Source organism: Streptomyces sp. NPDC001903 (assembly GCF_042891345.1).
GTDB lineage: Bacteria > Actinomycetota > Actinomycetes > Streptomycetales > Streptomycetaceae > Streptomyces.
Genome location: NZ_JBIASZ010000003.1, coordinates 42,780 through 63,866 on the forward strand (window position 1 = coordinate 42,780; position 21,087 = coordinate 63,866).

The following is a 21,087-nucleotide window of genomic DNA, read 5'->3' on the forward strand; positions in this document are numbered from 1 at the left end:
CGCGCTGTCGGATCACACCTAATTGCCGCTGATCATTGCCAACTGATGCCAACTTGATCTTGTTGCTACAAAACGGGCAAATGTGTCGCGCTCTCCGCGGAAGGCCAGGTCGGAGCATGTGTGGATCGTCACTCGCCCGGTAGGCTCGCGCCGAGTATCAGTCAGGCGTGAAGCGATGTGGAGTGTGCATGGGCGGCAAGAGACCCTTTCGGGGGCTGCGGGATAGGCGGGCCATTTCGGCGGCCGTTTCCCTCGCTCTCGTAGGTGGAATAACTGCTTCCGGATTGTTCGCACTGGGGCCTTCGGTTGCCGTGGCGGCGACTTCGGATCCGGTTGCCGACGGTTCGCTGAGCGAAGAGGATTTCGCTCTGCAGAAGGCGAAGGAGACGGGGCAGCCGTACGAGCTGGTTTCGGCGCGGACCGAATCCTCGGACACCTGGGCGACCCCGGCCGGAACGTGGTCGGTGAAGCGGTACGGAACTCCCGTACGGGTGCTGCGCGGTGGCGTCTGGGTGGCGACCGATCCGACGCTGCAGTTCGCGGCGGACGGGAAGGTCGTCTCGAAGGCGGCCACGGTGTCGGTGTCCTTCTCCGGCGGTGGTACGGGTCCGCTGCTGACGGGTGTGAAGGACGGGCGGACGCTGTCGCTGTCCTGGCCGAAGGCGCTGCCGAAGCCGACGCTGGCGGCGAACGTGGCGACGTACGCGAACGTGCTGCCGGACGTGGACCTCCAGGTGAAGGCCGAGGTCGAGGGCTTCTCGCAGCTGCTCGTGGTGAAGACGGCGGCCGCGGCCGCCAACCCCGAGCTCGCCTCGCTGAAGTTCAAGCTCGACACGGTGGGACTCAACGTGTCCACCGACGCGGCGACGCAGGCCATCACCGCGGTCAACCCGGCGGGGCAGACGGTCTTCACCAGCCCGTCCCCGCTGATGTGGGACTCCACCAAGGCGACGGCCCCCGCCGCCCCCGCCGCCCCGGCCGCCCCGGCCGCGAAGATGCTGCTGCGGTCGGCGGCCGCGATGAGCGCGGCGGGCGCGGCGGGCGCGGGGGAGGCGCCCGCCGACGTGTTCACTCCGCCCGCCGGTGCGCAGGACGCGCACATGCCGGCGACGGTGGCGAACGGCACGCTCGAGATCAAGCCGGACCAGGCGCTGCTGACCGGCGCGCAGACCAAGTACCCCGTCTTCATCGACCCCTCGTGGGCCTGGGGTGCTCGGCAGAACTGGACGCGGGTCTACAAGAAGTACCCGTCCAACTCGTACTGGAACAGCAAGGACGACGTCCGCGTCGGCTACGAGAACGAGACGAACGGGCTCTCCCGGTCCTTCTTCCAGCTGGACACGTCGAACATCAAGGGCACGCAGGTCAACAAGTCGACCCTGCGGGTGCGCAACACCTGGTCCTGGTCCTGTGAGGACCGGCCGGTGGAGCTGTGGCACGTCGGGGCGATCTCGTCGAAGACCACCTGGTACAACCAGCCCGGCAAGATCTCCAAGGTCGCCACGGTCAACGACTCCAAGGGCTGGAGCAGCGACTGCGCGGCCGGCAACCTCGAGTTCGACGCCACCGGTCTGGCGCGAGCGGCCGCGGCCGGCAGCTGGTCCAACGTCACCATCGGCCTCTTCGCCTCCAACGAGTCGGACACCTTCGGCTGGAAGCGTTTCGACCCGAAGACGCTGACGCTGGAGACCGAGTACAACAACCCGCCGGCGACCCCCGCCGCCCTGGGCACCAGCCCGTCCACTTCGTGCACCGACGGCGGTCTCGTCGGTGACACCCACGTCGGGCTGTACGCGACGATCGACGACCCGGACGGCGGCAACCTCCAGGCCGAGTTCCAGATCTTCAAGGCAGGTCAGTCGAACCCGGCCGCGACCCAGTCCATCCCGGCGAACAGGGGCCGGGTGGCCACCTGGAGCGTCCCCGACGCGAGCCTGCCGACCGGCGACTACACGTGGAAGGTCCGCGCCAAGGACCAGGACAACGCGTACTCCGGCTGGTCGGCCACCTGCAAGTTCTCCGTGGACCGCAGCCGGCCCAGCAAGCCGCCGGTGATCAGCTCGGCCCAGTTCCCGGACGGCAAGGACGGCTGGCCCGCCACCACCGGCAAGGCCCGTACCCCGGGCAGCTTCACCTTCGGCGCCAACGGCGTGACCGACGCCAAGGAGATCCTCTACTACACGGACTCCGACCCCGGCCCGCGCGCGGTCGCCCCCGGCGCGGCCGTGACCCTGACGCCCCCCGGCTCCGGTCCCCGCTTCGTCTACGCCTACACGGTCGACAAGGCCGGCAACCGCTCCGACACCGCCACCTACCTCTACTACGCGGCCCGCACCCAGGAACGCGACGGCCCGGGTGACCTGAACGGCGACGGCAACCGCGACATCTGGACCGTCGACACCCAGGGCGCGCTGCTGACGTACGCCGGGCAGGGCAACGGCAAGTTCTCCGCCGCCACCAACGGCGGGCGCAACTTCCAAGGTGCGCAGATCCAGCCCAGCGGCGACTGGGGCACGGACGGGTACAACGACCTCGTCTCGCTCCAGTACAACGAGGCGGAGAAGAAGAACAAGCTGTGGACGTACCCGAACAGCGGGCAGGGTGTGATCGCCAACCGGCCGATCGAGCTGCAGGTCTCCTGCCCCGTCAAGAACCCCGACCTCGGGTGTGACTTCGGTGACGACTGGAGCGGAGACGACCACTGGTACAACGCCGAGCAGATCGTCGCCGCCGGTGACCTCAACGGCGACAACGTCCCCGACCTGCTGGTCAAGCAGGGCAAGCAGCTGTGGGCGTACTACGGCAACCGTGCGCAGAAGACCCTGGACAACGACGGCGGGCCGGTCCTGGTCGGCAACGGCGACTGGGACAAGTTCACCGTCATCGCCCCCGGCGACCTCAACGGCGACGCCATCCCCGACCTGTGGCTGCGTGACAACGCCACGGGCGATCTCTTCCGTACGTACGGGAGCAAGGGCGTCAACGGCCGGCTCGACCCGACCACCTGGGGCAACTCCGCGGGCCGGGTGAAGATCGCCTCCGGACTCACCCAGGTGGCCTACCCGTCCATCGGCTCCGTCGGTGACGTGACCGGCGACAAGCTGCCCGACCTGTGGGTCTCGGACACCAACCGCCAGCTCGCGACGTTCACCGGCACCGGCACCGCCTCGCCCCTGAGCGTCACCGGCATCAGCCAGACCCCCGCCTTCTTCGGCAACCTGAACTCGCCGACGGCCCAGTGGAAGCTGACCGGCCAGAGCGGCAACACGACCCCGAGCGCGGTGGGCGACTATCCCGCGACCACGAGCGGGGTCACCTGGCCCACCGCGACCATCGGCGGCCGCAGCACCCCGTACGCGGCGTTCGGCGGCGGTCAGGCGACCCTCACGACCAACAAGTGGGTGATCGACACCCGCAAGAGCTTCACCATCAGTACGTGGGCCAAGTTCTCCGGCACCGGCGCCCTCGTCCTCAGCCAGGACAACACCCGCAACAGCGCCTTCACCCTCTTCGCCGACCCGGCCACCAAGCAATGGCGCTTCGCCCTGGCCAGGGGCGATGTCGACGGCTGGCAGTACGACTGGTCGGACGCTGGGGTCAACAGTTCGGCCAACTACGCCCCGGACTCCTGGACGCAGCTGACCGCGGTCTACAACGCCGACACCGGCCTGATGAGCCTCTACGTCAACGGCAGCCTGGCCGGGACGGGTCACCACGTGGCTTCCACCAGCCCCGCCCCCAGCGGTTCGCTCGTGTCCGGCCGCTACAAGGTCAACGGCGCTCCCGACTACTTCGGGGGCTTCACCGGCGGTATCAGCAACCTCGCCGTCTACCCGTACGCGGCGCCCCTGACCTCCCCGGGCGCCATGGGCCCGATGTCCTTCTCGGCCAAGTCGAGCCACTGCATGGACAACGACAACGGGCGTACCACGGACGGGAACAAGATCCAGGCCTGGGACTGCAACATGATCAACGGTGGTGAGGCCCAGAAGTTCGAGATCCGGGCCGACGGCACCATCCGCATCGCGGGCAAGTGCATCGACCCCGCCTACGCCGGCACCACCAACGGCACGCTCATCTGGCTCTACCCCTGCAACGGCAGCTACGGCCAGCAGTTCCTGCCCCACGCCGACGGCACGATCTACCACCCCAAGTCGGGCCGCTGCCTGGACGCCAGCAACATGAACACCGGCACGCAGCTCTACCTCTGGGACTGCAACGCCACCAACCCCCAGCGGTGGACCATCCCGACGCTGAGCACCGCCCCGCTGCCCGTGCCCCTGTGGTGACGCGCGGCACCGACTGACTGCACGCGGGTGCCCCGGCACCCCGCTGCACGACCGCCCCGGCGCGCGAAGCGCCGGGGCGGTCACTCGTATGGGCCCCGTCCGCCGGGCGTGGCGGGGCGGATCCGGGGAAGGTGGGGCTCATGGTGCGAAACGTAGAGATGACGGAGCCGCCCGTCCCCGGACCCGGTCCGGTGCCGCCCGGGCCCGGACCGGGTCCCTTCCCGGATCCCGAGCCGATGCCGCAGCCCGTGCCGCCCGTGCCCGCTCCGGTGCCGGAGCCCGATCCGATCCCGCCGCCGCCCGGGCCCGCGCCGATCCCGCAGCCCGGTCCGCTGAGCGGGGAGTCCTAGGGGGTGTCGTCAAAGTCCCTTCTGGCCGGCGGGGTCCGGCACCCCCTAGGCCGTACGGACCTCGGAGCGGTCGCCGCTCCAGAGGGTGTGGAACGAGCCCTCGCGGTCGGTGCGCCGGTAGGTGTGCGCCCCGAAGAAGTCCCGCTGGCCCTGGGTGAGGGCCGCGGGGAGCCGCTCCGCGCGCAGCGCGTCGTAGTACGCGAGGGAGGCGGCGAAGGCGGGCACCGGGATGCCCTGTGACACGGCGGCCACCAGGACGGCCCGCCAGTCCTCCTGGGCCTCGCCGATCTCCTGGGCGAAGCCCGGGTCCGCCAGCAGGCTCGGGAGGTCCGGCTGCGCGTCGTAGGCCGCGCGGATCCGGTCCAGGAACGCCGCCCGGATGATGCAGCCGCCCCGCCACAGCGAGGAGACGGCGCCCGGGTCCACGCCCCAGCCGTACTCCTCGCTGCCCGCCTGGATCTGGTGGAAGCCCTGCGTGTAGGAGACGATCTTCGAGGCGTACAGGGCCTGCTCGACCTGGGCGGCGAAGGCGTCCGCGGCCTCCGCCGACAGCGGCGAGGCCGTCGGGCCCGCGAGCCCCCGGGCGGCCGTACGCAGGTCCGCGTGGCCCGAGACCGCGCGGGCGAAGACCGCCTCCGCGATCCCCGACACCGGCACGCCCAGGTCCAGCGCGATCTGCACGGTCCAGCGGCCGGTGCCCTTCTGCTCGGCCGCGTCGGCCACCACGTCGACGAACGCCTTCCCGGTCTCGGCGTCCGTGTGGGCGAGCACCTCCGCCGTGATCTCGATCAGGTACGAGTCGAGCCGGCCCCGGTTCCACTCCCGGAAGGTCTCCGCGATCCGAGCGGGGGAGTAGCCGGCGACCTCGCGCAGCAGGTGGTAGGCCTCGGCGATGAGCTGCATGTCGGCGTACTCGATGCCGTTGTGCACCATCTTGACGAAGTGTCCGGCGCCGTCGGGGCCGACGTGCGAGACGCACGGCGTACCGTCCTTCGCCTTCGCCGAGATCTTCTCCAGCATCGGGCCGAGCGAGCGGTACGACTCGGCGGAGCCGCCCGGCATGATGCTCGGGCCGAGCAGCGCACCCTCCTCGCCGCCCGAGATGCCCGCGCCCACGAAGTGGATGCCCTGCTCGCGCAGTTCCTTCTCGCGCCGCCGCGTGTCCTCGAAGTGGGCGTTGCCGCCGTCGATGATGACGTCGCCCGGCTCCAGCAGCGGGGCGAACTCGTGGATCACGGCATCGGTCGGCTCACCGGCCTTCACCATGATGATCAGACGGCGCGGCCGCTCCAGGGCGTCCACGAACTCCTTCGCCGACCCGGCGGCGATGAAGGCCCCCTCGTGCCCGAACTCCTCCACCAGGGCGGTGGTCTTCGCGGCCGTGCGGTTGTGGACCGCGACCGTGTAGCCGTTGCGGGCGAAGTTCCGGGCGAGGTTGCTCCCCATCACCGCGAGCCCGGTGACGCCGATCTGGGCGGTGCTGCTCATGCATGCGCTCCTGAGTGCTTCGATGTGCGGGTGGGAGCGACGCTACATGGGCAGAGATGCCACAAGCCGTCCCGCCATGCGAATCAATGTCAACTTCCCCCGTCGTGCGCCCTGTTGCGCCCCTTGTCATGCTCTGATCGCGCCGTTAGGTTGTGCGGTTCCTGATGTCTTCAATGGGGGCTCCCATGGGTGTACGGGGTCGGCACCGCCGGTACCAGCCGAGCAGCATCAACCGCGCCTCGCTCGCCGTCACCGCCGGTGGCGCGGGACTCGCACTCCCTCTGATCGGCGCCGGAACCGCCCACGCCGCCTCGGTGGACACCTGGAACAAGGTCGCGGACTGCGAGTCCACCAACAACTGGCACGTCAACACCGGCAACGGCTACTACGGCGGGCTCCAGTTCAGCCAGAGCACGTGGCGCGCCTTCGGGGGCACCGAGTACGCCGCCCGCGCGGACCTGGCCACCAAGGACCAGCAGATCGCGGTCGCCGAGAAGGTCCTGCGGGGCCAGGGCCCGCAGGCCTGGCCCGTGTGCGGGAAGCAGGCCGGACTCTCGCGCAGCGGCCCCGCGCCCGCCGCCTCCCCGCAGGGCCAGGGCCAGGGCGTGAAGGTCCAGGTCCAGGTCAAGGAGGCGAAGCCCGCCGCCCCGCCGGCCACCACACCCCGCCCGACCGGCACCTCGGTCCTGCCCAACCCGTACGTGGTCGCGCCCGGCGACTCCCTCTCGCAGATCGCCACCCGCCAGCACGTCGAGGGCGGCTGGCAGGCCCTGTACGAGACCAACCGGGCCACCGTGGGCAGCGATCCGAACCTGATCTTCCCCGGCCAGCGGCTCACCCTGCGCGTCACCGCCGCGCCCGCCCCGCCGGCCGCACCGCCCGCGCAGAACCCCGAGAAGCCGCCGCGGACCGCCGAGCCGGTCAAGCCGGTGGAGCCGAACGCGCAGAAGCCGGCGCCGAAGCCCGCCGAGAAGCCGGCCGAGAAGCCCGCCGCCAAACCCGCGGAGAAGCCCGCCGCCGCTCCCGCCTCAGCGCAGCAGCAGCCGGCCCCGAGCGGCTTCGTCGCCCCCGTGGACGCCTCCATCGGCACCGCGTACCACGTGGCCGGGTCGTCCTGGTCCAGCGGCTACCACACGGGAGTCGACTTCCCCGTCGCCACCGGAACCACCGTCAAGGCCGTCGGTCCCGGCTCCGTCGTCTCCGCCGGCTGGGCCGGTGCGTACGGCTACCAGGTCGTCATCCGGCACTCCGACGGCCGGTACTCCCAGTACGCCCACCTCTCGGCCCTCGGGGTCAAGGCCGGGCAGCAGGTCTCCGGCGGGCAGCGGATCGGCCGCTCCGGATCCACCGGCAACACCAGCGGGCCCCACCTCCACTTCGAGATGCGCACGTCCCCCGGCTACGGCTCCGACATCGACCCGCTGAAGTACCTCCGGGGCCGCGGCGTCAGCATCTGACCCCCGTGCGTGCGGCGGCACGACCGCGAGCAGGATCAGGCCGGCCGCCGCCAGTACGGCGCTGGCCAGTGCCGCCGCCGTGCCCGCCGCCCCGAACCGGAAGCCCTCGTCGAAGAGCGAGATGCCGACCGCCGCGGCGACCACCGGGTTGACCACGGTCAGCGTGGCCAGCGGCGCGGCCAGCCCCGCGCCCCGGTAGGCGGCCTGGGAGAGCAGCAGCCCGCCCGCGGCCAGGACGGCGATCGCCGCCAGATCGGGCCACGTGGAGCCGAGCGAGGCCGGGGCGAAGTCCGCGAACCTGAAGTCCTGGGCCACCGACTTCGTGAACACGGAGGCCATGCCGAAGGCGGTGCCGGCCGCGACCGCCAGCAGCACACTGCGCAGCACCGGCCGGTGCGTCCGGTGCGCCGCCAGGACCAGCGCCGCCACCCCGGCCCCGGTGGCGATCAGCAGCAGGCCGCGCTCCCCACCCGCCAGCGGCCGGTCCGCATCCCCGTCCCCGCCCGTGAGCGCCAGCAGCCCCGCCAGCCCCACCGTGGCCAGCACCGCACCGCGCCAGGCCGCCGCACCCGCCCGGCGGTGTACGAAGAGGGCCGCCATCGGCAGCGCGAACACGATGGTCAGCGCGCCGAGCGGCTGGACCAGGCTCAGCGGCCCGTACGCCAGGGCCACCACGTGCAGCAGGGCGCCCAGGCCGTTCAGCGCGACCGCACACCACCAGCCGGCGCGGCGCAGCGGCGCGTACGGGCGGTCGGGGGTGCTCGCCGCGACCTGCTCCTGGACGATCGCGCCGCCCGCGTACGCGACGGCGGACACGAGACAGAGCAGGACCGACAGCGCAAGGGCACTCATGATTTCCACAATGCCCGACCCCAGCGGCCTATTCCTCCCCCTACAGGTGGTCACGAGCGGTACCCCAGGCATACTCCGGAAGGAGTACGGGGCCCGCGGCGGCCCGCCGACCCCTGCCCCACGGTGACGTTCCCGTCGCGGTGCGTGAGGTGTCTGGCGACGGGTTTGGTTCCGGGCGCGTGGGATCCGTACAGTGGCGGTTTTGGGACTTCCGCAGCAGGCGGATGCGGACGAGTGAGCAAGGAACGGCAGCGGCCATGACGGTGACCGAAGACAACCACGTGAGCGCGGACGACCACGCCTACGGGCCGGGCATCGACCCCGAGCGGCTGGCGCTCTGCCTCAGCGTCCTCGAGGAGCTCGACAAGATCGACGTCGACCACCCGGACGCCATCACCGTACGCCGCGCCACCGCCGGCCTCTACCGCACGGTCAAGCAGCGCCGCCGCCAGGAGCGCCGCGCCGCCAAGACCGCCAACGACAAGGCCGTCACCGAGGCGACCGCGACCGGCTCCGCCGAGCGCATCGACGACGAGACCGAGGGCATCCTGCCGTCCTCGGTCACGGAGGCCGGCCGGATCGCCGGGATACTCCAGCGTCCGCGCTCCTGCTACATCTGCAAGACGCGGTACGTCGAGGTCGACTACTTCTACCACCAGCTCTGCCAGCCGTGCGCCGGCCACAACCGCGCCAAGCGCGACGCCCGCGCCGATCTCGCCGGCAAGCGCGCGCTGCTCACCGGCGGCCGGGCCAAGATCGGCATGTACATCGCGCTGCGGCTGCTGCGCGACGGCGCCCACACGACGATCACCACCCGCTTCCCCAAGGACGCCATCCGCCGCTTCAAGGCGATGGACGACTCCGCGGACTGGATGCACCGCCTGGAGGTCGTCGGAATCGACCTGCGCGACCCGGCCCAGTCCGTGGCCCTCGCCGACCAGGTGGCCGCGGCCGGTCCGCTCGACATCCTGATCAACAACGCGACGCAGACCGTGCGCCGCCTGCCCAGCGCCTACGCCGCGCTGGTCGAGGGGGAGAGCGCCCCACTGCCGGCCGGCGAGCTCCCCGCCCACCACGTCATCGGCGCGTTCAACTCCGGCGCGGTCGACGGCCTGGCGGCGCTGCCCGTCGGGGTCAGCGGGCTCGACGCGCAGAAGGTCGCCGACCTCGCGCTGGTCGCGGGCAACGCGAGCATCGAGCGGCACCTCGACGGCACCGCCATCGACGCGGGCGGCCTGCTGCCGGACGTCGTCGAGACCAACACCTGGGTGCAGACCATCGACCAGATCTCCCCGGTGGAGCTGCTGGAAACCCAGCTGTGCAACTACACGTCGCCGTTCATCCTGATCAGCGCGCTCCGGCCGGCGATGGCCGAGGCCGCCCGCAGGGCGTCCAGCGGGCGCGCGTACGTGGTCAACGTCTCCGCGATGGAGGGCGTGTTCAGCCGCGGCTACAAGGGTGCGGGGCACCCGAACACCAACGCCGCCAAGGCCGCGATGAACATGGTGACGCGGACCAGCGGCCAGGAGATGTTCCAGGCCGACCGCATCCTCATGACCTCGGTCGACACCGGCTGGATCACCGACGAGCGCCCGCACTTCGACAAGCTGCGCCTGGCCGAGGAGGGCTTCCACGCTCCGCTCGACCTGGTCGACGGCGCCGCCCGGGTCTACGACCCCGTCGTCCGCGGCGAGGCCGGCGAGGACCTGTACGGCGTCTTCCTCAAGGACTACGCGCCCGCCAACTGGTAGGCGCCCCCTCCGGTCGCCCTCCTCCGGTCGGCCACCTCCGGTCGGCCCGCCGCCTCGGCCCCGTGCCCCGGCCCCCTCGACGGGGGCCGGGGCACGGCCGTCTCAGGGCGTGCGCTCGTACGCCCGCGCCGCCACCAGCTCCAGGACCGGACGCCAGTCCTCCATCACGCCCGCGTCGAGCCCGACGACCTTGCCCGCGTCATCCGCTTGGCGCAATGTCACCGCCGCTTCCGCGTCCGGATCGGCCGCGAAGGCCCGGACCTCCGCCTCGTCCATGAGCCCGCCCTGCGCCCGCAGGGTCAGCGCGCTCTGCGGGGACAGCGCCCGGCCGGGTTCCACGGCCGCCAGGTAGCGCTTGGCCGGCACGTGCAGCCGCACCAGCCGGGCCACCCGCTCGCCGAGCAGCGGACGGATCGCCTCCGCCGCGTGGTCGGCGTGGCCCGCGTCGTCCCCGGGGAAGAGCAGGTGGCCCAGGTCGTGCACGAGGCCAGCGACTTGGAGCTCCTTGTCGAACGGATGCGAACGGCGCAGCAGTGCCGCAGTCTGTAGCCCATGATCGTGCAGATCGACCGGGTCTCCGCTGCGGTCGGGCGTGTCCCACGCCCCGCGGCACGCGAGCAGCAGCTCCATCAGCTCCTCGATGCTGTCGACCCTCGGTACCCCCGGCACTCCGGACCTCGCCGCCACGATCGCTCCCTCCGCTGCCTGTACTCCAGTCGTGCCACCGGCGTCGAGCAGACCACCCGGCGCTGTCACGTCGGCGTACGACTTCCTGAACTCGCGGCGAAATCAAGCCGTCGAGCGGATTTTGCCAATCCATCGAGCGGGGGCGCGCTCATATGTGTACTCTGAGTGGCACAGACCGGCCGTATCCAGGCCACGCTCCACCAAGGCGCCACCGCGTCCGGAAACCCTTTATCCCTTGTGCCCGGCGCGCGGCTCGCCCGCCGGGTTACGCGACACAAAGGAGTGCGCGGTGACAGACACGACGACGAAGTCCGACGAGATGCCGAGGACGTACCAGGCAGGGCGGCTGCGTGCCCACGCCGAAGAACTCGGAAGCCTCGAAGTCTGGGCCCGGTCCGCCCCGATCCGACTGGCCGGCTACGAAGACGACCTGGCGGAGCCCCACATCCTGCCCGGCATCGACTAGCACGTCCGACTCGCAGCGCCCCCGAGCCGACCGGCGACGGGGGCGCGGTGCTGCGCCGGCCGTGCCCGCCCGCCGTCCGCCTGCGCCCGCCGACCGTCTGTGCTCCCGGCAGGGTTCCCGCAGGCCGTACGCCGTCAGCGTCATCGCTGTGGGCGATCAAGCCTTCCGGCAGGGCCCCCGGCCCCGGCAGGCTGGGCCGCATGAAGCTACTCATGCTGGGCGGTACCGAATTCGTCGGACGCGCGATCACCGAAGACGCCCTGGCCCGGGGCTGGGACGTCACCGTCTTCCACCGCGGGAACCACGCGCCGCCGCCGGGCACCTCCGCCCTGCACGGCGACCGCACCGCGCCCGGGGGCCTGGAGGCCCTCACCGCGGGGGAGTGGGACCTCGTCGTCGACACCTGGAGCGGCGCCCCGACCGTCGTACGCGACAGCGCCCGGCTGCTGGCCGGCCGCGCCGGGCGGTACGTCTACATCTCCAGCCGCTCGGTGTACGCCTACCCCGCCCCGGCCGGCCTGGCCGAGGACGGCCCGCTCGTCGAGGGCTCGGCAGACGCCGGGTCCACGGCCTACGCCGAGGACAAGCGCGGCGGTGAGCTCGCCGCGCTCGACGCCTTCGGGGACCGGGCGCTGCTGGTGCGCGCCGGGCTGATCATCGGCCCGTACGAGAACGTCGGCCGGCTGCCCTGGTGGCTGAACCGGACCGCCCGCGGCGGCCCCACCCTGGCCCCCGGCCGGCCCGCGCTCCCGCTCCAGTACATCGACGTGCGCGACCTCGCGCACTGGACCCTCGACGCGGCCGAGGCCGGGCGGGGTGGCCCGTACGACCTGGTCTCCCCGGCCGGGCACGCCACGATGGGCGCACTCCTCGAGGCCTGCGCGGCCGTGACCGGCGGCGGCGCCGAGTTCCACTGGATCGACCAGGAGCGGATCGCGGAGGCCGGGGTGGAGCCCTGGACCGAGCTGCCGATCTGGCTCCCCGAGGGTGAACTGCACGACTACATGTTCGGCGGGGACGTCTCCAAGGCGCTGGCGGCGGGCCTCAAGTGCCGCCCGGTCGAGGAGACCGTGGCCGACACCTGGGCCTGGCTCCAGTCCATCGGCGGCACCGCTCCGCACCGCCCCGACCGCCCGGACAAGGGCATTTCGGCCGAGCGCGAGGCCGCGCTACTCGGGCTCTGACCAGGAGGCCTCGGCGAGGCGGGTCGGCGGGAGGTACTCGCGCAGCAGCGTGCGGTGCCACCACGCGCCCGTCTCGCGCAGCTCCCGCCACGTGGTGAACCGGTAGCGGTACAGCCGCGCCCGTACGTACAGCGGCGGGGCGTCCGGGAAGGGGTTGTGGCGCAGCAGCCGCAGCGTGTCCCGGTCGCCCGCCAGCAACCGCTCCACGAACGGCCCGAACCAGTCCCGCGCATAGTCGGGGGAGAGCGCGGCGAACCACATCAGCCAGTCCAGCCGCAGGTGGTAGGGGGCGAACTGGCGCGGAATCCGGCGCAGGTCACCCGGTTTGCCCTTGAACCCGTACTCCCGCCACTCCCCGTCCTCCCGCGGCATCCGGTCGGCGGTCCCCTCGACCACCACCTCGTCCCGGATCCGGCCCACCGTGCCGAAGGCCCCGTACGTGTTGACCAGGTGCAGGGAGTCGAAGGAGCGGTTCATCACCTGGCGCCGCGAGATCATGTTGAGCACCGGATGCCGGCTCAGCACCAGCACCAGCACGGTCACCGCCCACACCAGGACCGCGAACCACGGCGGCGCCGCGCGCGAGGCGGCGGCCGGCGGGGCCCCGGCGAGCCCCGTGAAGTCGACCGCCGACAGGGCCACCGTGATGGTGATCCAGTTCAGCCAGGCGAAATTGCCCGACAGCACCAGCCACAGCTGCGTCGCCACGATGATCCCGGCCGCGTACGAGGCCACCGGCTGCGGTGTGAACAGCAGCACCGGGACCACCAGTTGGGTCACGTGGTTGGCGGCGCACTCCACCCGGTGCAGCGGCTTCGGCAGCCGGTGGAAGAACCAGCTCAGCGGCCCCGGCATCGGCTGCGTCTCGTGGTGGTAATAGAGGCAGGTCAGCTTGCGCCAGCAGGAGTCCCCGCGCATCTTGATCAGCCCGGCGCCGAACTCCACCCGGAAGACCACCCAGCGCAGCAGCCACAGCACCAGCACCGGTGGTCCCACCCGCGCATTGCCCAGGAAGACCGCGAGGAAGCCCACCTCCAGCAGCAGCGACTCCCAGCCGAAGGAGTACCAGGTCTGCCCGACGTTCACGATCGACAGGTACAGCAGCCACAGCAGCGCCCACATCCCCATGGCCGCGCCCAGCGGGACGACGTCCCCCGCCCCCGCGGCGAGGGCCGCGGCCACCGCCGCCCCCGCCCAGGCGCAGCAGGCGAAGAGCCGGTCCGAGTAGCGCAGTTGGAACAGGCTCGGGGCGCGCCGGAAGGGCACGTACCGCACGTAGCGCGGCACGGGCAGCATGCCGTGCGCCCCGATCAGGGCCCGGAACTGAAGGGCGGCCGCGACGAAGGCGAAGAGGTAGACGCCGGCGAGGGCCCGCTGGAAGACCAGCCGGCCGAGCCAGTAGCCGGGCGCCGTGAACCAGTCCATCCCCTCCAGTATCGGGCGGATCAGGCCCCGGCGGCCAGCTTGCGCACCGTGCGGCCCAGCCATCGGGCGTAGCGCAGCTGCAGGAAGGGGATCACGGGGCCCGCGAGCCGGGTGTACCAGGCGGCCGGGCGGCTGAAGGCGGTCACCTCGAACCACACCGTGCCGTCCGGGTCCCGGACCACCATGAAGGACTCCTCCCCGCACTCCGGGTGGCCGGCCAGCGTCCCGTACGCGAAACCGATGCGCGCGGGCTCGTACGCCGTCCAGATCACCTCGCACGGAGCGCTGATCCGCAGCGGCCCGAAGCCGATCCCGACCACCACCCGGCTGCCCGGGCGGACCGCGCCGTGGCCGGCCCGGACCAGCATGCCCGAGGCCCGGTGGGCGCCGAAGGTGGTGACGGCGGTTCCGGCGGCCTCGAAGGCGGCCTGCCCGTGGCCGACCCGGGTGCGGTGGTGCAGGTGGTGGTATCCGGCGGGCAGCGGCCGCCGCCCCGTCGCACCCCGGTCGGGGTAGTTGACGGTGTCACGGCCGGCGCTGATGAGGCGGGTCATGGCGTGGTCTCCATGGGGTCGAGGGTCAGCCGGCGCCAGGCCAGCAGCGAGCACAGGGCGAAGCCGAGGGCGTTGTCGAGACCATGGGTCGCGGCCATCCAGGTCAAGGTGGGGTGGACGACTCCGGTGGCCTCGCCCAGGGCCCACCACAGGGCGAGCAGCATGGTGGCCACCAGCACCGCGGCGGAGGTCGCCAGCAGCGCCCCGGTGGTGCGGTCGCGGGCGCCGGGGCGGATCTCCCGCCAGGTCAGCAGTGCCACCGCCCACATCCCGCCGGTCAGCACCACCGCTCCCGCGAGCTCCGCCCAGTCGTCGACGAAGTAGCCGAGGAGGACGAGCAGGGTGCCGCCGGGGACGCTGTACGCGGCCCAGCGCGCCAGGGCCGTGCCGCCGGGCGCGGCCGCGGTGGCACGGCAGACCAGCCCGGCGACCAGGGCGGCGGTGAACCCCGCGAAGTGGAAGTGCGGCACGGTCAGCGCCAGGATGTCCAGGTCGAAGCCGAACAGCCGGTACCCCGCGCGCTCGGCGACGAGGGCGGTTCCGGCGACCGACGGCGAGACGAGCGCGGTGAGCACGGCGATCTCGGCCGGCGCGAGGGGGCCGGCTGCGCCGCCCGGTGTCCGCCGCGTCCGCAGCAGCCGTGCCGGGGCCCGGGCCGCGAGGGCCAGGGTGGCCGCGGCGTACAGCGCGGCGAGCACGGTGGCGGTCGCGCCGCGCGGCAGCCAGAGGCAGACGGCCCCGGGGGCGGCGAGCAGCGGCCAGACGCGGGCGGTTCCGCGCAGCCCGGCCGGGTCGATCAGGCGCAGGCCGGCGGGGATCACGTAGAGCATGCCCAGGGTGACGATCAGATGCACCAGTACCGTCACCGTGGATTCCCCTCCGCGCGCGGCCGAACGCTTTGAACGCGTTCAACTCACGGTCGTGACCTTACGAGGTTCCTTGAACATGTTCAAGACGCGATCCGGATTTTGGCCCGGCTCCGCCCCCGCGCCGCGCCCGCCCTGTCGCGCCGCTCCGGTTGCGGCCCTCTCGCGGATGCGGCAGACAGGAGGGAGCAACCGGGGCGAAAGGGAGATTCACGTGCACGTACCGACACCTCGTCAGGCTCCACGCCGTCATACACCGGTCCGCGCCGCCCTCTTCACGCTCCTCGGTCTGCTCGCAGCAGCCTGCGGCGCCCCCGAGGAACCGAAGAGCGCGGCCGGCCCGGAGAGTCAGGAGGTCCTGCTCCAGCCCGTGGGGACGGCCGGCCCCGACCCCTTCACCGGCACCTCGGCCACCGGCGAGTCCGCCCCCGCGCAGCCGCCGCTGCCCAACCCGACCGGCCAGGGCATCCGGACCGTCAACGCGGCCACCCCCGGCCTCTACGCCGGAACCAAGCGGCTCGGCAGCTGTGACGTGGAACAGCAACTCCGGGCCCTCACGGAGGACGAACCCAAGGCCAAGGCCTTCGCCGAGGCCGTCTCCGTCGACAGGGCGAAGCTCCCCGAATTCCTGCGCGGACTGACCCCGGTCGTGCTCCGAGCCGACACCCGGGTCACCAACCACGCCTTCCGCGGCGGCCGCGGGGACGCCTTCCAGTCCGTCCTGCAGGCCGGCACCGCCGTCCTCGTCGACGACCACGGCATGCCCCGGGTCCGCTGCGCCTGCGGAAATCCGCTCCAGGCGCCGCGCGCCCCCAAGGGCTCGCCGGCGCTCAAGGGCGACCAGTGGAGCGGCTACCAGCCCCACCAGGTCATCGTCATCGAACCCACCCCGCACCCGATCAAGAGCCTGGTCATCGTCAACATCGCCGACAACACCTGGCTGGAGCGCAAGACCGGCGACGACGGCGCACAGGACGGCGCCCCGCAGCCGGTCCCCGCGTACGACCCGGCGGACGGCATCCCCGCCGGTCCCGTCACCCCGCCCGCGGCGGCCCCGGCCGAGCCCTGTGCCCCGCCCGAGACGGGCAACGACGCCGGTGCCGGGACGAACAGCCTGGCCAGGACGGCCCCGCCGGCCCCGCCCAAGCCGCCGGCCGGTCCCGGTGCCGCCCCGGCCCCCGAGGCCACGGACTGCGTGCCGGCCCAGAGCGAGCAGGCCGGTCCCGACCAGCAGGCGCGCCCCGACCAGCAGGCGCGACCGGACCGACCCGGCCAGGCCCCGCCGCAGACCCCGCAGAAGCAGCGCCCCGGGCAGCCCCCGGCCGCTCCGCGCTCCGACACGCCCCCGAACCGGCCGGGCGACGCACCCCAGGACGGCTTCGCGGATCCGGGGCTCCCGCCGGAGGCCGACGGCTCGGCGCCGCGCCGTCCCGACCCGGGGGACCCGTTCGCCCAGGGTGACCCCTTCGGCCGGAGCGACGACCCGTTCGGCCGGAGCGACGACCCCTTCGCCCCGCCCGGCCAGGACGCCCCGTACGACCCCTTCGGCGTCCCGGACCAGCAACAACCGCTCGCGAACCCGGCCGGCTCCCTGGAGAGCGCCTGACCGGCCCGTGTGTCATGGTGGATCGGTGCCGACCACCGTATCGCTGCCGGACGACTGGCCCGCACACCCGGACCGGTCGCTCTCGCTGAACCGCATGGGCAGTTTCGACTGGGACCTGGAGACCGGTCTCCTGCACATGGACGCAGCGGCCCTCGAGGTGTACGACATGACGCCCGGGGAATACGACGGCCGGCCCGAATCCCTCGGCCCGCGGGTCCCGCCCGCCGAGGCGACGCGGCTGGACGCGCTCGTCTCCAGCGTCCTCAAGAGCGGTGACGACAGCTACGGCGCGTACTTCCGGATCCGCACCCAGGACGGGCGGCTGCGCTGGACCCACACCCAGGGCCGCGTCATGCGCGGCTCCGACGGCCGCCCGTTCCGGATCATCGGCATCGTCCGCGACGCCACCGAGGAGCTCAGCCACTCGGCGGAGCGCCTCGGCCTCGACGAGGAGCGGCGCCGCCAGACCTCGGTGGTCGAGAGCACCACCGCCGCCCTCGCGCACGCCCGGACCGTACGGGACGTCATCGACGTCATCGGCGACGCACACGGCCTGGAGCGGCTCGGCTCGATGGGCATGGTGATGGGCCTGGTCGAGGCCGGGCGGATCCACCTCGTGGCCGAGGGGCCGGAGGACAGTTTCGTCCCCGGCACCCGGTACACGCGGATCGACGAGCAGTACCCGATGAGCGAGGTCGTCCGCTCGCTGCAGCCGCGGTTCCTCGACACCGCGGAGGAGTTCGCCGAGGGCTACCCGGAGCTCTGGGCGAAGATCTCGTACATGAACATCTCGGCGGCCGCCTACCTGCCGCTGATCGCCCAGGCCCGTCCGATCGGCGCGATCGGACTGCTCTACCAGGACAAGGACGGCTTCACCCAGGACGAGCGGAACCTGCTGATCGCACTGGGCAGCAGCATCGCGCAGAGCCTCCAGCGGGCGATGCTGCTGGAGCAGGAGCACGATCTGGCGGAAGGTCTCCAGCAGGCGATGCTCCCGCGCCGGATCCCGTCGATACCGGGCGCGGAGATCGCCGTACGGTACCGCTCCGCCCGGATGGGCCAGGACATCGGCGGCGACTGGTACGACGTCATCCCGCTGCCCGGCGGCCGGGTCGGTGCCGTCATCGGCGACGTCCAGGGCCACGACACGCATGCGGCGGCGGTCATGGGCCAGCTGCGGATCGTATTGCGCGCGTACGCCGCCGAAGGACACGCGCCGGGCACGGTCATGGCCCGGGCCTCCGTCTTCCTGCACGAGCTGGACACCGACCGCTTCGCGACCTGCACGTACGTCGAGGCGGACCTCTCGACGGGCGTCCTGCAAGTGGTCCGCGCCGGGCACATCGACCCGCTGCTGCGCACCCGGGACGGGGACTGCCGGCGCCTGCCGGTGGAGGGCGGGATGCCGCTGAGCCTGTCGACCGAGTTCGGCCGCCCGGAGTACCCGGTGACCACCGTGGAACTGGATCCGGGGGAAACGCTCGTCCTGTGCACCGACGGCCTCGTGGAACACCCGGGCGCGGACCTCGACGACGGGATCGAGCTGCTGGGCGCGCTGATCCGCAGCGGGCCCGCGGACCTCGCGCGGCTGGCCGACCGGCTCTGCGGGGTGATCGACGAGCGCGGCGGCGACGACGACATGGCGCTGCTCCTGCTGCGCCGCCAGGTGCAGGACGCCCCGCAGGGCGGCGGCCGCCTGCAGCAGCACGTGGCCCCGGGGGACCCGGAAGCCCTGGTCGCGGCCCGCCACATGATCGGCGCGGCGGTGCGCGCGTGGGGCGCGCGGGAACGGGCCGACGAGATGGAACTCGTCGCGGACGAGCTCATCGTGAACGCCCTGATGCACACGGACGGCCCGGCCATCGTGACCCTCCGGGTGCTGACGAGCCCGCAGCGGCGCCTGCGCATCGAGGTCGAGGACCGCTCCAGCGCCCTCCCGCGCCGCCGCGAAGCGGGCGCCTCCGGCGTCTCGGGCCGCGGCCTGATGCTGGTGGACCGGCTGGCGGACGTCTGGGGAGTGGAACCGCGGGGCGGCGGCAAATGCGTCTGGTGCGAGTTCGAGATGTCCTGAGCCCGCGTCCGGGTAGCCGGGGCGGGGCGTGCGGGGGAGGGTGGGGGTATGCCCGAGTTGCCGGAGGTCGAGGCCCTGCGGGAGTTCCTCGACGAGCACCTGGCCGGGCGGGTGGTGGAGCGCGTCCTCCCGCTCGCCGTCAGCGTGCTCAAGACGTACGACCCGCCGCTCGCGGCCCTCGAGGGGCAGCCGGCCGGTGCCACCGCCCGCCACGGGAAGTTCCTGGCGATCCGGATCGGCGAACTCCACCTCGTCACCCATCTGGCCCGGGCCGGCTGGCTCCGCTGGCAGGACGCCCTGCCCGACAAGCCGCCGCGCCCCGGCAAGGGGCCGCTCGCGCTCCGCGTCGCCCTGGAGGGCGGCGGCGGCTTCGACCTCACCGAGGCCGGTACGCAAAAGCGCCTCGCCGTGTACGTCGTGCGCGACCCCCAGGAGGTGCCCGGCATCGCCCGGCTCGGCCCCGACCCGCTCGCCGAGGGGTTCGACCGGGACGCGTTCGCCGCGCTCCTGGCGGGGGAGCGGCGGCAGATCAAGGGGGTGCTGCGCGACCAGGGCGTCATCGCGGGCATCGGCAACGCGTACAGCGACGAGATCCTGCACGCCGCGAAGGTCTCGCCCTTCAAGCTGGCCGCCTCCTTCGACGAGGAGCAGGTCACCCACCTGTACGAGGCCGTCCGGCGGACCCTGCGCGAGGCCGTGCTGCGCGCGCACGGCGTGGCCGCCGGGAACCTGAAGGCCGAGAAGAAGAGCGGGCTGCGGGTACACGGCCGGGACGGCGAGCCGTGCCCGGTGTGCGGGGACACCGTGCGCTCGGTGTCGTTCGCCGACTCCTCCCTCCAGTACTGCCCCACCTGCCAGACGGGCGGCAAGCCGCTCGCCGACCGCAGGCTCTCCCGCCTCCTCAAATGACCTCCGCCTGCGTAGACTCCGGCCCCATGGCCGACCAGCAGCAGCCGCACGCGCGCCCGCAGCCGCCGCCGCCCCGCCGCGAGGTCGTCACGGGGGTGCCCCGGGGCACCCGGCGCCGTCCCCCCGCGCACACCCCGGCCCGCTCCGAGATCTCCGAGCAGACCACCCTGGGCGCCACGTACGTCCGGGCCCTGATGCGCAGCCAGCTCCGGGCCGGACTCGGTGCGCTGGGCGTCCTCGCGCTGCTCGTGGGGACGCTGCCGGTGCTGTTCACGCTGTCGCGTTCGGCGTCGGGGCCGCTGGTCTGGGTGGCGCTCGGACTGGTGGCGTATCCGGTGATGTGGCTGATCGCCCGGTGGTACGTCACCCGGGCGGAGCGCAACGAGGCCGATTTCACCGGCCTGGTGATGGATCCGGCCGAGGCGCCGGGCGTCCACCGACAGTCCGGTTGACCCCGGTCCGCGGCCCGCGGAACCGGCCTCCGCCCGCCGGTCCGCGGCGCCGCGGTCAGAACAGGTGCATCGCCAAGTGGCCCAGCGGCAGGCCGAGCTGCCATGCCGGGGTCCACACCCGCGCGTTCTCGTCCAGCCCCGGCGGGGTCTCGGCCTGCTCGGGCCGGCCCGGGTCCAGGTTGGTGGCGAACAGTTCGGTGCGGTCCAGCCAGCGCCAGGCCGCCCGGGCCAGCTCCAGATCCGGGTCCTCGCCGCTGCCGCGCTCCCTGGCCTCTTCGCCCAGCGCGAGGAACCGGGTGTCCACCCAGTCGCGCCAGGGGTGCCCGTACGCCGTCAGCGACAGCCACTCGTCGAGCTGCGAGACCACCCGGATCCCGGAGAGCTCCCCGGCCGCGTCGGAGAGGTAGATCGTCAGCGCGAGCGTGTCCCGCCCGGCGCGGAACTCCAGGGTACTGACCGGGATCAGCCGGCCCGTGCGCAGCAGTTCGTCGGCGATGTACTCCGCGTAGAGCCATGCCATGGGCACCGCGAGCCCGCCGTCACTGGTGCCGTTCATACCCTCGGGCTGCACCGTTCCACCTTCTCCCGCGCGTCGAGCTTCCCGTCGTCAGCCATGAGCCTTCACCGAGCGACTCGCGGAACGGGGGATGTTTACCCAACTTGAACGCTCTGAGGCCGAT

The 21,087-nt window shown here is 72.6% G+C and carries 16 protein-coding genes and 1 pseudogene; 10 read left to right on the top strand and 7 right to left on the bottom strand.

What is annotated here, in order from left to right; genetic code table 11:
* The first annotated feature begins 311 nt into the window (after window positions 1–311).
* Window positions 312–4,289 carry a ricin-type beta-trefoil lectin domain protein gene (locus ACFYZS_RS06950; RefSeq protein ID WP_389007620.1) on the top strand — a complete coding sequence of 1,326 codons (3,978 nt, stop codon included), beginning with the start codon at window positions 312–314 and terminating at the stop codon, window positions 4,287–4,289.
* Window positions 4,290–4,429: 140 nt separating this feature from the next.
* Window positions 4,430–4,639 carry a hypothetical protein gene (locus ACFYZS_RS06955; RefSeq protein ID WP_229335377.1) on the top strand — a complete coding sequence of 70 codons (210 nt, stop codon included), beginning with the start codon at window positions 4,430–4,432 and terminating at the stop codon, window positions 4,637–4,639.
* Between the two features lie 45 nt (window positions 4,640–4,684).
* Here ACFYZS_RS06955 and gndA read toward each other — a convergent pair whose 3' ends face one another.
* Complete coding sequence (gndA, locus tag ACFYZS_RS06960) at window positions 4,685–6,127, bottom strand: NADP-dependent phosphogluconate dehydrogenase (RefSeq protein WP_389007622.1); 1,443 nt, start codon at window positions 6,125–6,127, stop codon at window positions 4,685–4,687.
* 185 nt (window positions 6,128–6,312) lie between these two features.
* Between gndA and ACFYZS_RS06965 the strand changes: the two genes are divergently transcribed.
* Entirely contained in the window at window positions 6,313–7,584 is a 1,272-nt protein-coding gene (locus tag ACFYZS_RS06965; protein ID WP_389007624.1) for a transglycosylase family protein, read from the top strand.
* Window positions 7,585–7,635: 51 nt separating this feature from the next.
* On the opposite strand, the pseudogene ACFYZS_RS06970 reads toward ACFYZS_RS06965, so the two are convergent.
* Window positions 7,636–8,508, bottom strand: a pseudogene (locus tag ACFYZS_RS06970) (DMT family transporter); the annotation flags it as partial.
* Window positions 8,509–8,693: 185 nt separating this feature from the next.
* Between ACFYZS_RS06970 and ACFYZS_RS06975 the strand changes: the two are divergent.
* Window positions 8,694–10,187, top strand: coding sequence for an SDR family NAD(P)-dependent oxidoreductase (locus ACFYZS_RS06975; RefSeq protein WP_389007626.1), 1,494 nt, complete (start codon window positions 8,694–8,696; stop codon window positions 10,185–10,187).
* 102 nt (window positions 10,188–10,289) lie between these two features.
* On the opposite strand, the gene ACFYZS_RS06980 is transcribed toward ACFYZS_RS06975, so the two are convergent.
* Window positions 10,290–10,817 carry an HD domain-containing protein gene (locus ACFYZS_RS06980; protein ID WP_030162705.1) on the bottom strand — a complete coding sequence of 176 codons (528 nt, stop codon included), beginning with the start codon at window positions 10,815–10,817 and terminating at the stop codon, window positions 10,290–10,292.
* Between the two features lie 346 nt (window positions 10,818–11,163).
* On the opposite strand from ACFYZS_RS06980, the gene ACFYZS_RS06985 reads away from it, so the two are divergent.
* Both ACFYZS_RS06985 and ACFYZS_RS06990 read left to right on the top strand, forming a co-directional pair.
* Window positions 11,164–11,340: a hypothetical protein gene (locus ACFYZS_RS06985; RefSeq protein ID WP_389007628.1), complete on the top strand. Its 177-nt coding sequence runs from the start codon at window positions 11,164–11,166 to the stop codon at window positions 11,338–11,340.
* A 200-nt stretch (window positions 11,341–11,540) separates the two neighbouring features.
* Window positions 11,541–12,524, top strand: coding sequence for an NAD-dependent epimerase/dehydratase family protein (locus tag ACFYZS_RS06990; RefSeq protein ID WP_389007630.1), 984 nt, complete (start codon window positions 11,541–11,543; stop codon window positions 12,522–12,524).
* On the opposite strand, the gene ACFYZS_RS06995 is transcribed toward ACFYZS_RS06990, so the two are convergent.
* Genes ACFYZS_RS06995 through ACFYZS_RS07005 form a run of 3 tightly spaced genes read right to left on the bottom strand, consistent with a single transcriptional unit; the run spans window position 12,510 to window position 15,369 of the window.
* On the bottom strand, window positions 12,510–13,949 hold the full coding sequence (locus tag ACFYZS_RS06995; protein WP_389007632.1) for a lipase maturation factor family protein: 1,440 nt from the start codon (window positions 13,947–13,949) through the stop codon (window positions 12,510–12,512). The two genes, ACFYZS_RS06990 and ACFYZS_RS06995, sit on opposite strands and share 15 nt — an antisense overlap.
* A 20-nt stretch (window positions 13,950–13,969) precedes the next feature.
* Window positions 13,970–14,503 (bottom strand): DUF1990 family protein, encoded by a 534-nt coding sequence (locus tag ACFYZS_RS07000; protein WP_389007634.1) that lies wholly within the window; start codon window positions 14,501–14,503, stop codon window positions 13,970–13,972.
* Window positions 14,500–15,369: a YndJ family protein gene (locus tag ACFYZS_RS07005; RefSeq protein ID WP_389007636.1), complete on the bottom strand. Its 870-nt coding sequence runs from the start codon at window positions 15,367–15,369 to the stop codon at window positions 14,500–14,502. Before ACFYZS_RS07005 ends, ACFYZS_RS07000 begins: the two co-directional genes overlap by 4 nt.
* A 214-nt stretch (window positions 15,370–15,583) precedes the next feature.
* Between ACFYZS_RS07005 and ACFYZS_RS07010 the strand changes: the two genes are divergently transcribed.
* From ACFYZS_RS07010 to ACFYZS_RS07025, 4 genes are read left to right on the top strand one after another with little or no spacing between them, the layout of a single operon-like run.
* Window positions 15,584–16,975 (top strand): DUF6777 domain-containing protein, encoded by a 1,392-nt coding sequence (locus ACFYZS_RS07010; RefSeq protein WP_389007637.1) that lies wholly within the window; start codon window positions 15,584–15,586, stop codon window positions 16,973–16,975.
* Window positions 16,976–16,982: 7 nt separating this feature from the next.
* Window positions 16,983–19,046: a SpoIIE family protein phosphatase gene (locus ACFYZS_RS07015; protein WP_389007639.1), complete on the top strand. Its 2,064-nt coding sequence runs from the start codon at window positions 16,983–16,985 to the stop codon at window positions 19,044–19,046.
* A gap of 48 nt (window positions 19,047–19,094) precedes the next feature.
* Complete coding sequence (locus tag ACFYZS_RS07020) at window positions 19,095–19,955, top strand: Fpg/Nei family DNA glycosylase (protein ID WP_389007641.1); 861 nt, start codon at window positions 19,095–19,097, stop codon at window positions 19,953–19,955.
* A gap of 26 nt (window positions 19,956–19,981) precedes the next feature.
* Window positions 19,982–20,407: a hypothetical protein gene (locus tag ACFYZS_RS07025; RefSeq protein ID WP_389007643.1), complete on the top strand. Its 426-nt coding sequence runs from the start codon at window positions 19,982–19,984 to the stop codon at window positions 20,405–20,407.
* Between the two features lie 55 nt (window positions 20,408–20,462).
* Here the strand turns inward: ACFYZS_RS07025 and ACFYZS_RS07030 are convergent, their stop codons facing one another.
* Window positions 20,463–20,963 carry a hypothetical protein gene (locus tag ACFYZS_RS07030; protein ID WP_389007645.1) on the bottom strand — a complete coding sequence of 167 codons (501 nt, stop codon included), beginning with the start codon at window positions 20,961–20,963 and terminating at the stop codon, window positions 20,463–20,465.
* Window positions 20,964–21,087 lie beyond the last annotated feature (124 nt).

Excerpts from the sequence above, each read along its gene's own strand:
- ACFYZS_RS06955 (WP_229335377.1), top strand. The coding sequence starts at position 4,430 with ATGGTGCGAAACGTAGAGATGACGGAGCCGCCCGTCCCCGGACCCGGT.
- gndA (WP_389007622.1), bottom strand. The coding sequence starts at position 6,127 with ATGAGCAGCACCGCCCAGATCGGCGTCACCGGGCTCGCGGTGATGGGG.
- ACFYZS_RS06965 (WP_389007624.1), top strand. The coding sequence starts at position 6,313 with ATGGGTGTACGGGGTCGGCACCGCCGGTACCAGCCGAGCAGCATCAAC.
- ACFYZS_RS06975 (WP_389007626.1), top strand. The coding sequence starts at position 8,694 with ATGACGGTGACCGAAGACAACCACGTGAGCGCGGACGACCACGCCTAC.
- ACFYZS_RS06980 (WP_030162705.1), bottom strand. The coding sequence starts at position 10,817 with ATGGAGCTGCTGCTCGCGTGCCGCGGGGCGTGGGACACGCCCGACCGC.
- ACFYZS_RS06990 (WP_389007630.1), top strand. The coding sequence starts at position 11,541 with ATGAAGCTACTCATGCTGGGCGGTACCGAATTCGTCGGACGCGCGATC.
- ACFYZS_RS06995 (WP_389007632.1), bottom strand. The coding sequence starts at position 13,949 with ATGGACTGGTTCACGGCGCCCGGCTACTGGCTCGGCCGGCTGGTCTTC.
- ACFYZS_RS07000 (WP_389007634.1), bottom strand. The coding sequence starts at position 14,503 with ATGACCCGCCTCATCAGCGCCGGCCGTGACACCGTCAACTACCCCGAC.
- ACFYZS_RS07020 (WP_389007641.1), top strand. The coding sequence starts at position 19,095 with ATGCCCGAGTTGCCGGAGGTCGAGGCCCTGCGGGAGTTCCTCGACGAG.
- ACFYZS_RS07025 (WP_389007643.1), top strand. The coding sequence starts at position 19,982 with ATGGCCGACCAGCAGCAGCCGCACGCGCGCCCGCAGCCGCCGCCGCCC.
- ACFYZS_RS07030 (WP_389007645.1), bottom strand. The coding sequence starts at position 20,963 with ATGAACGGCACCAGTGACGGCGGGCTCGCGGTGCCCATGGCATGGCTC.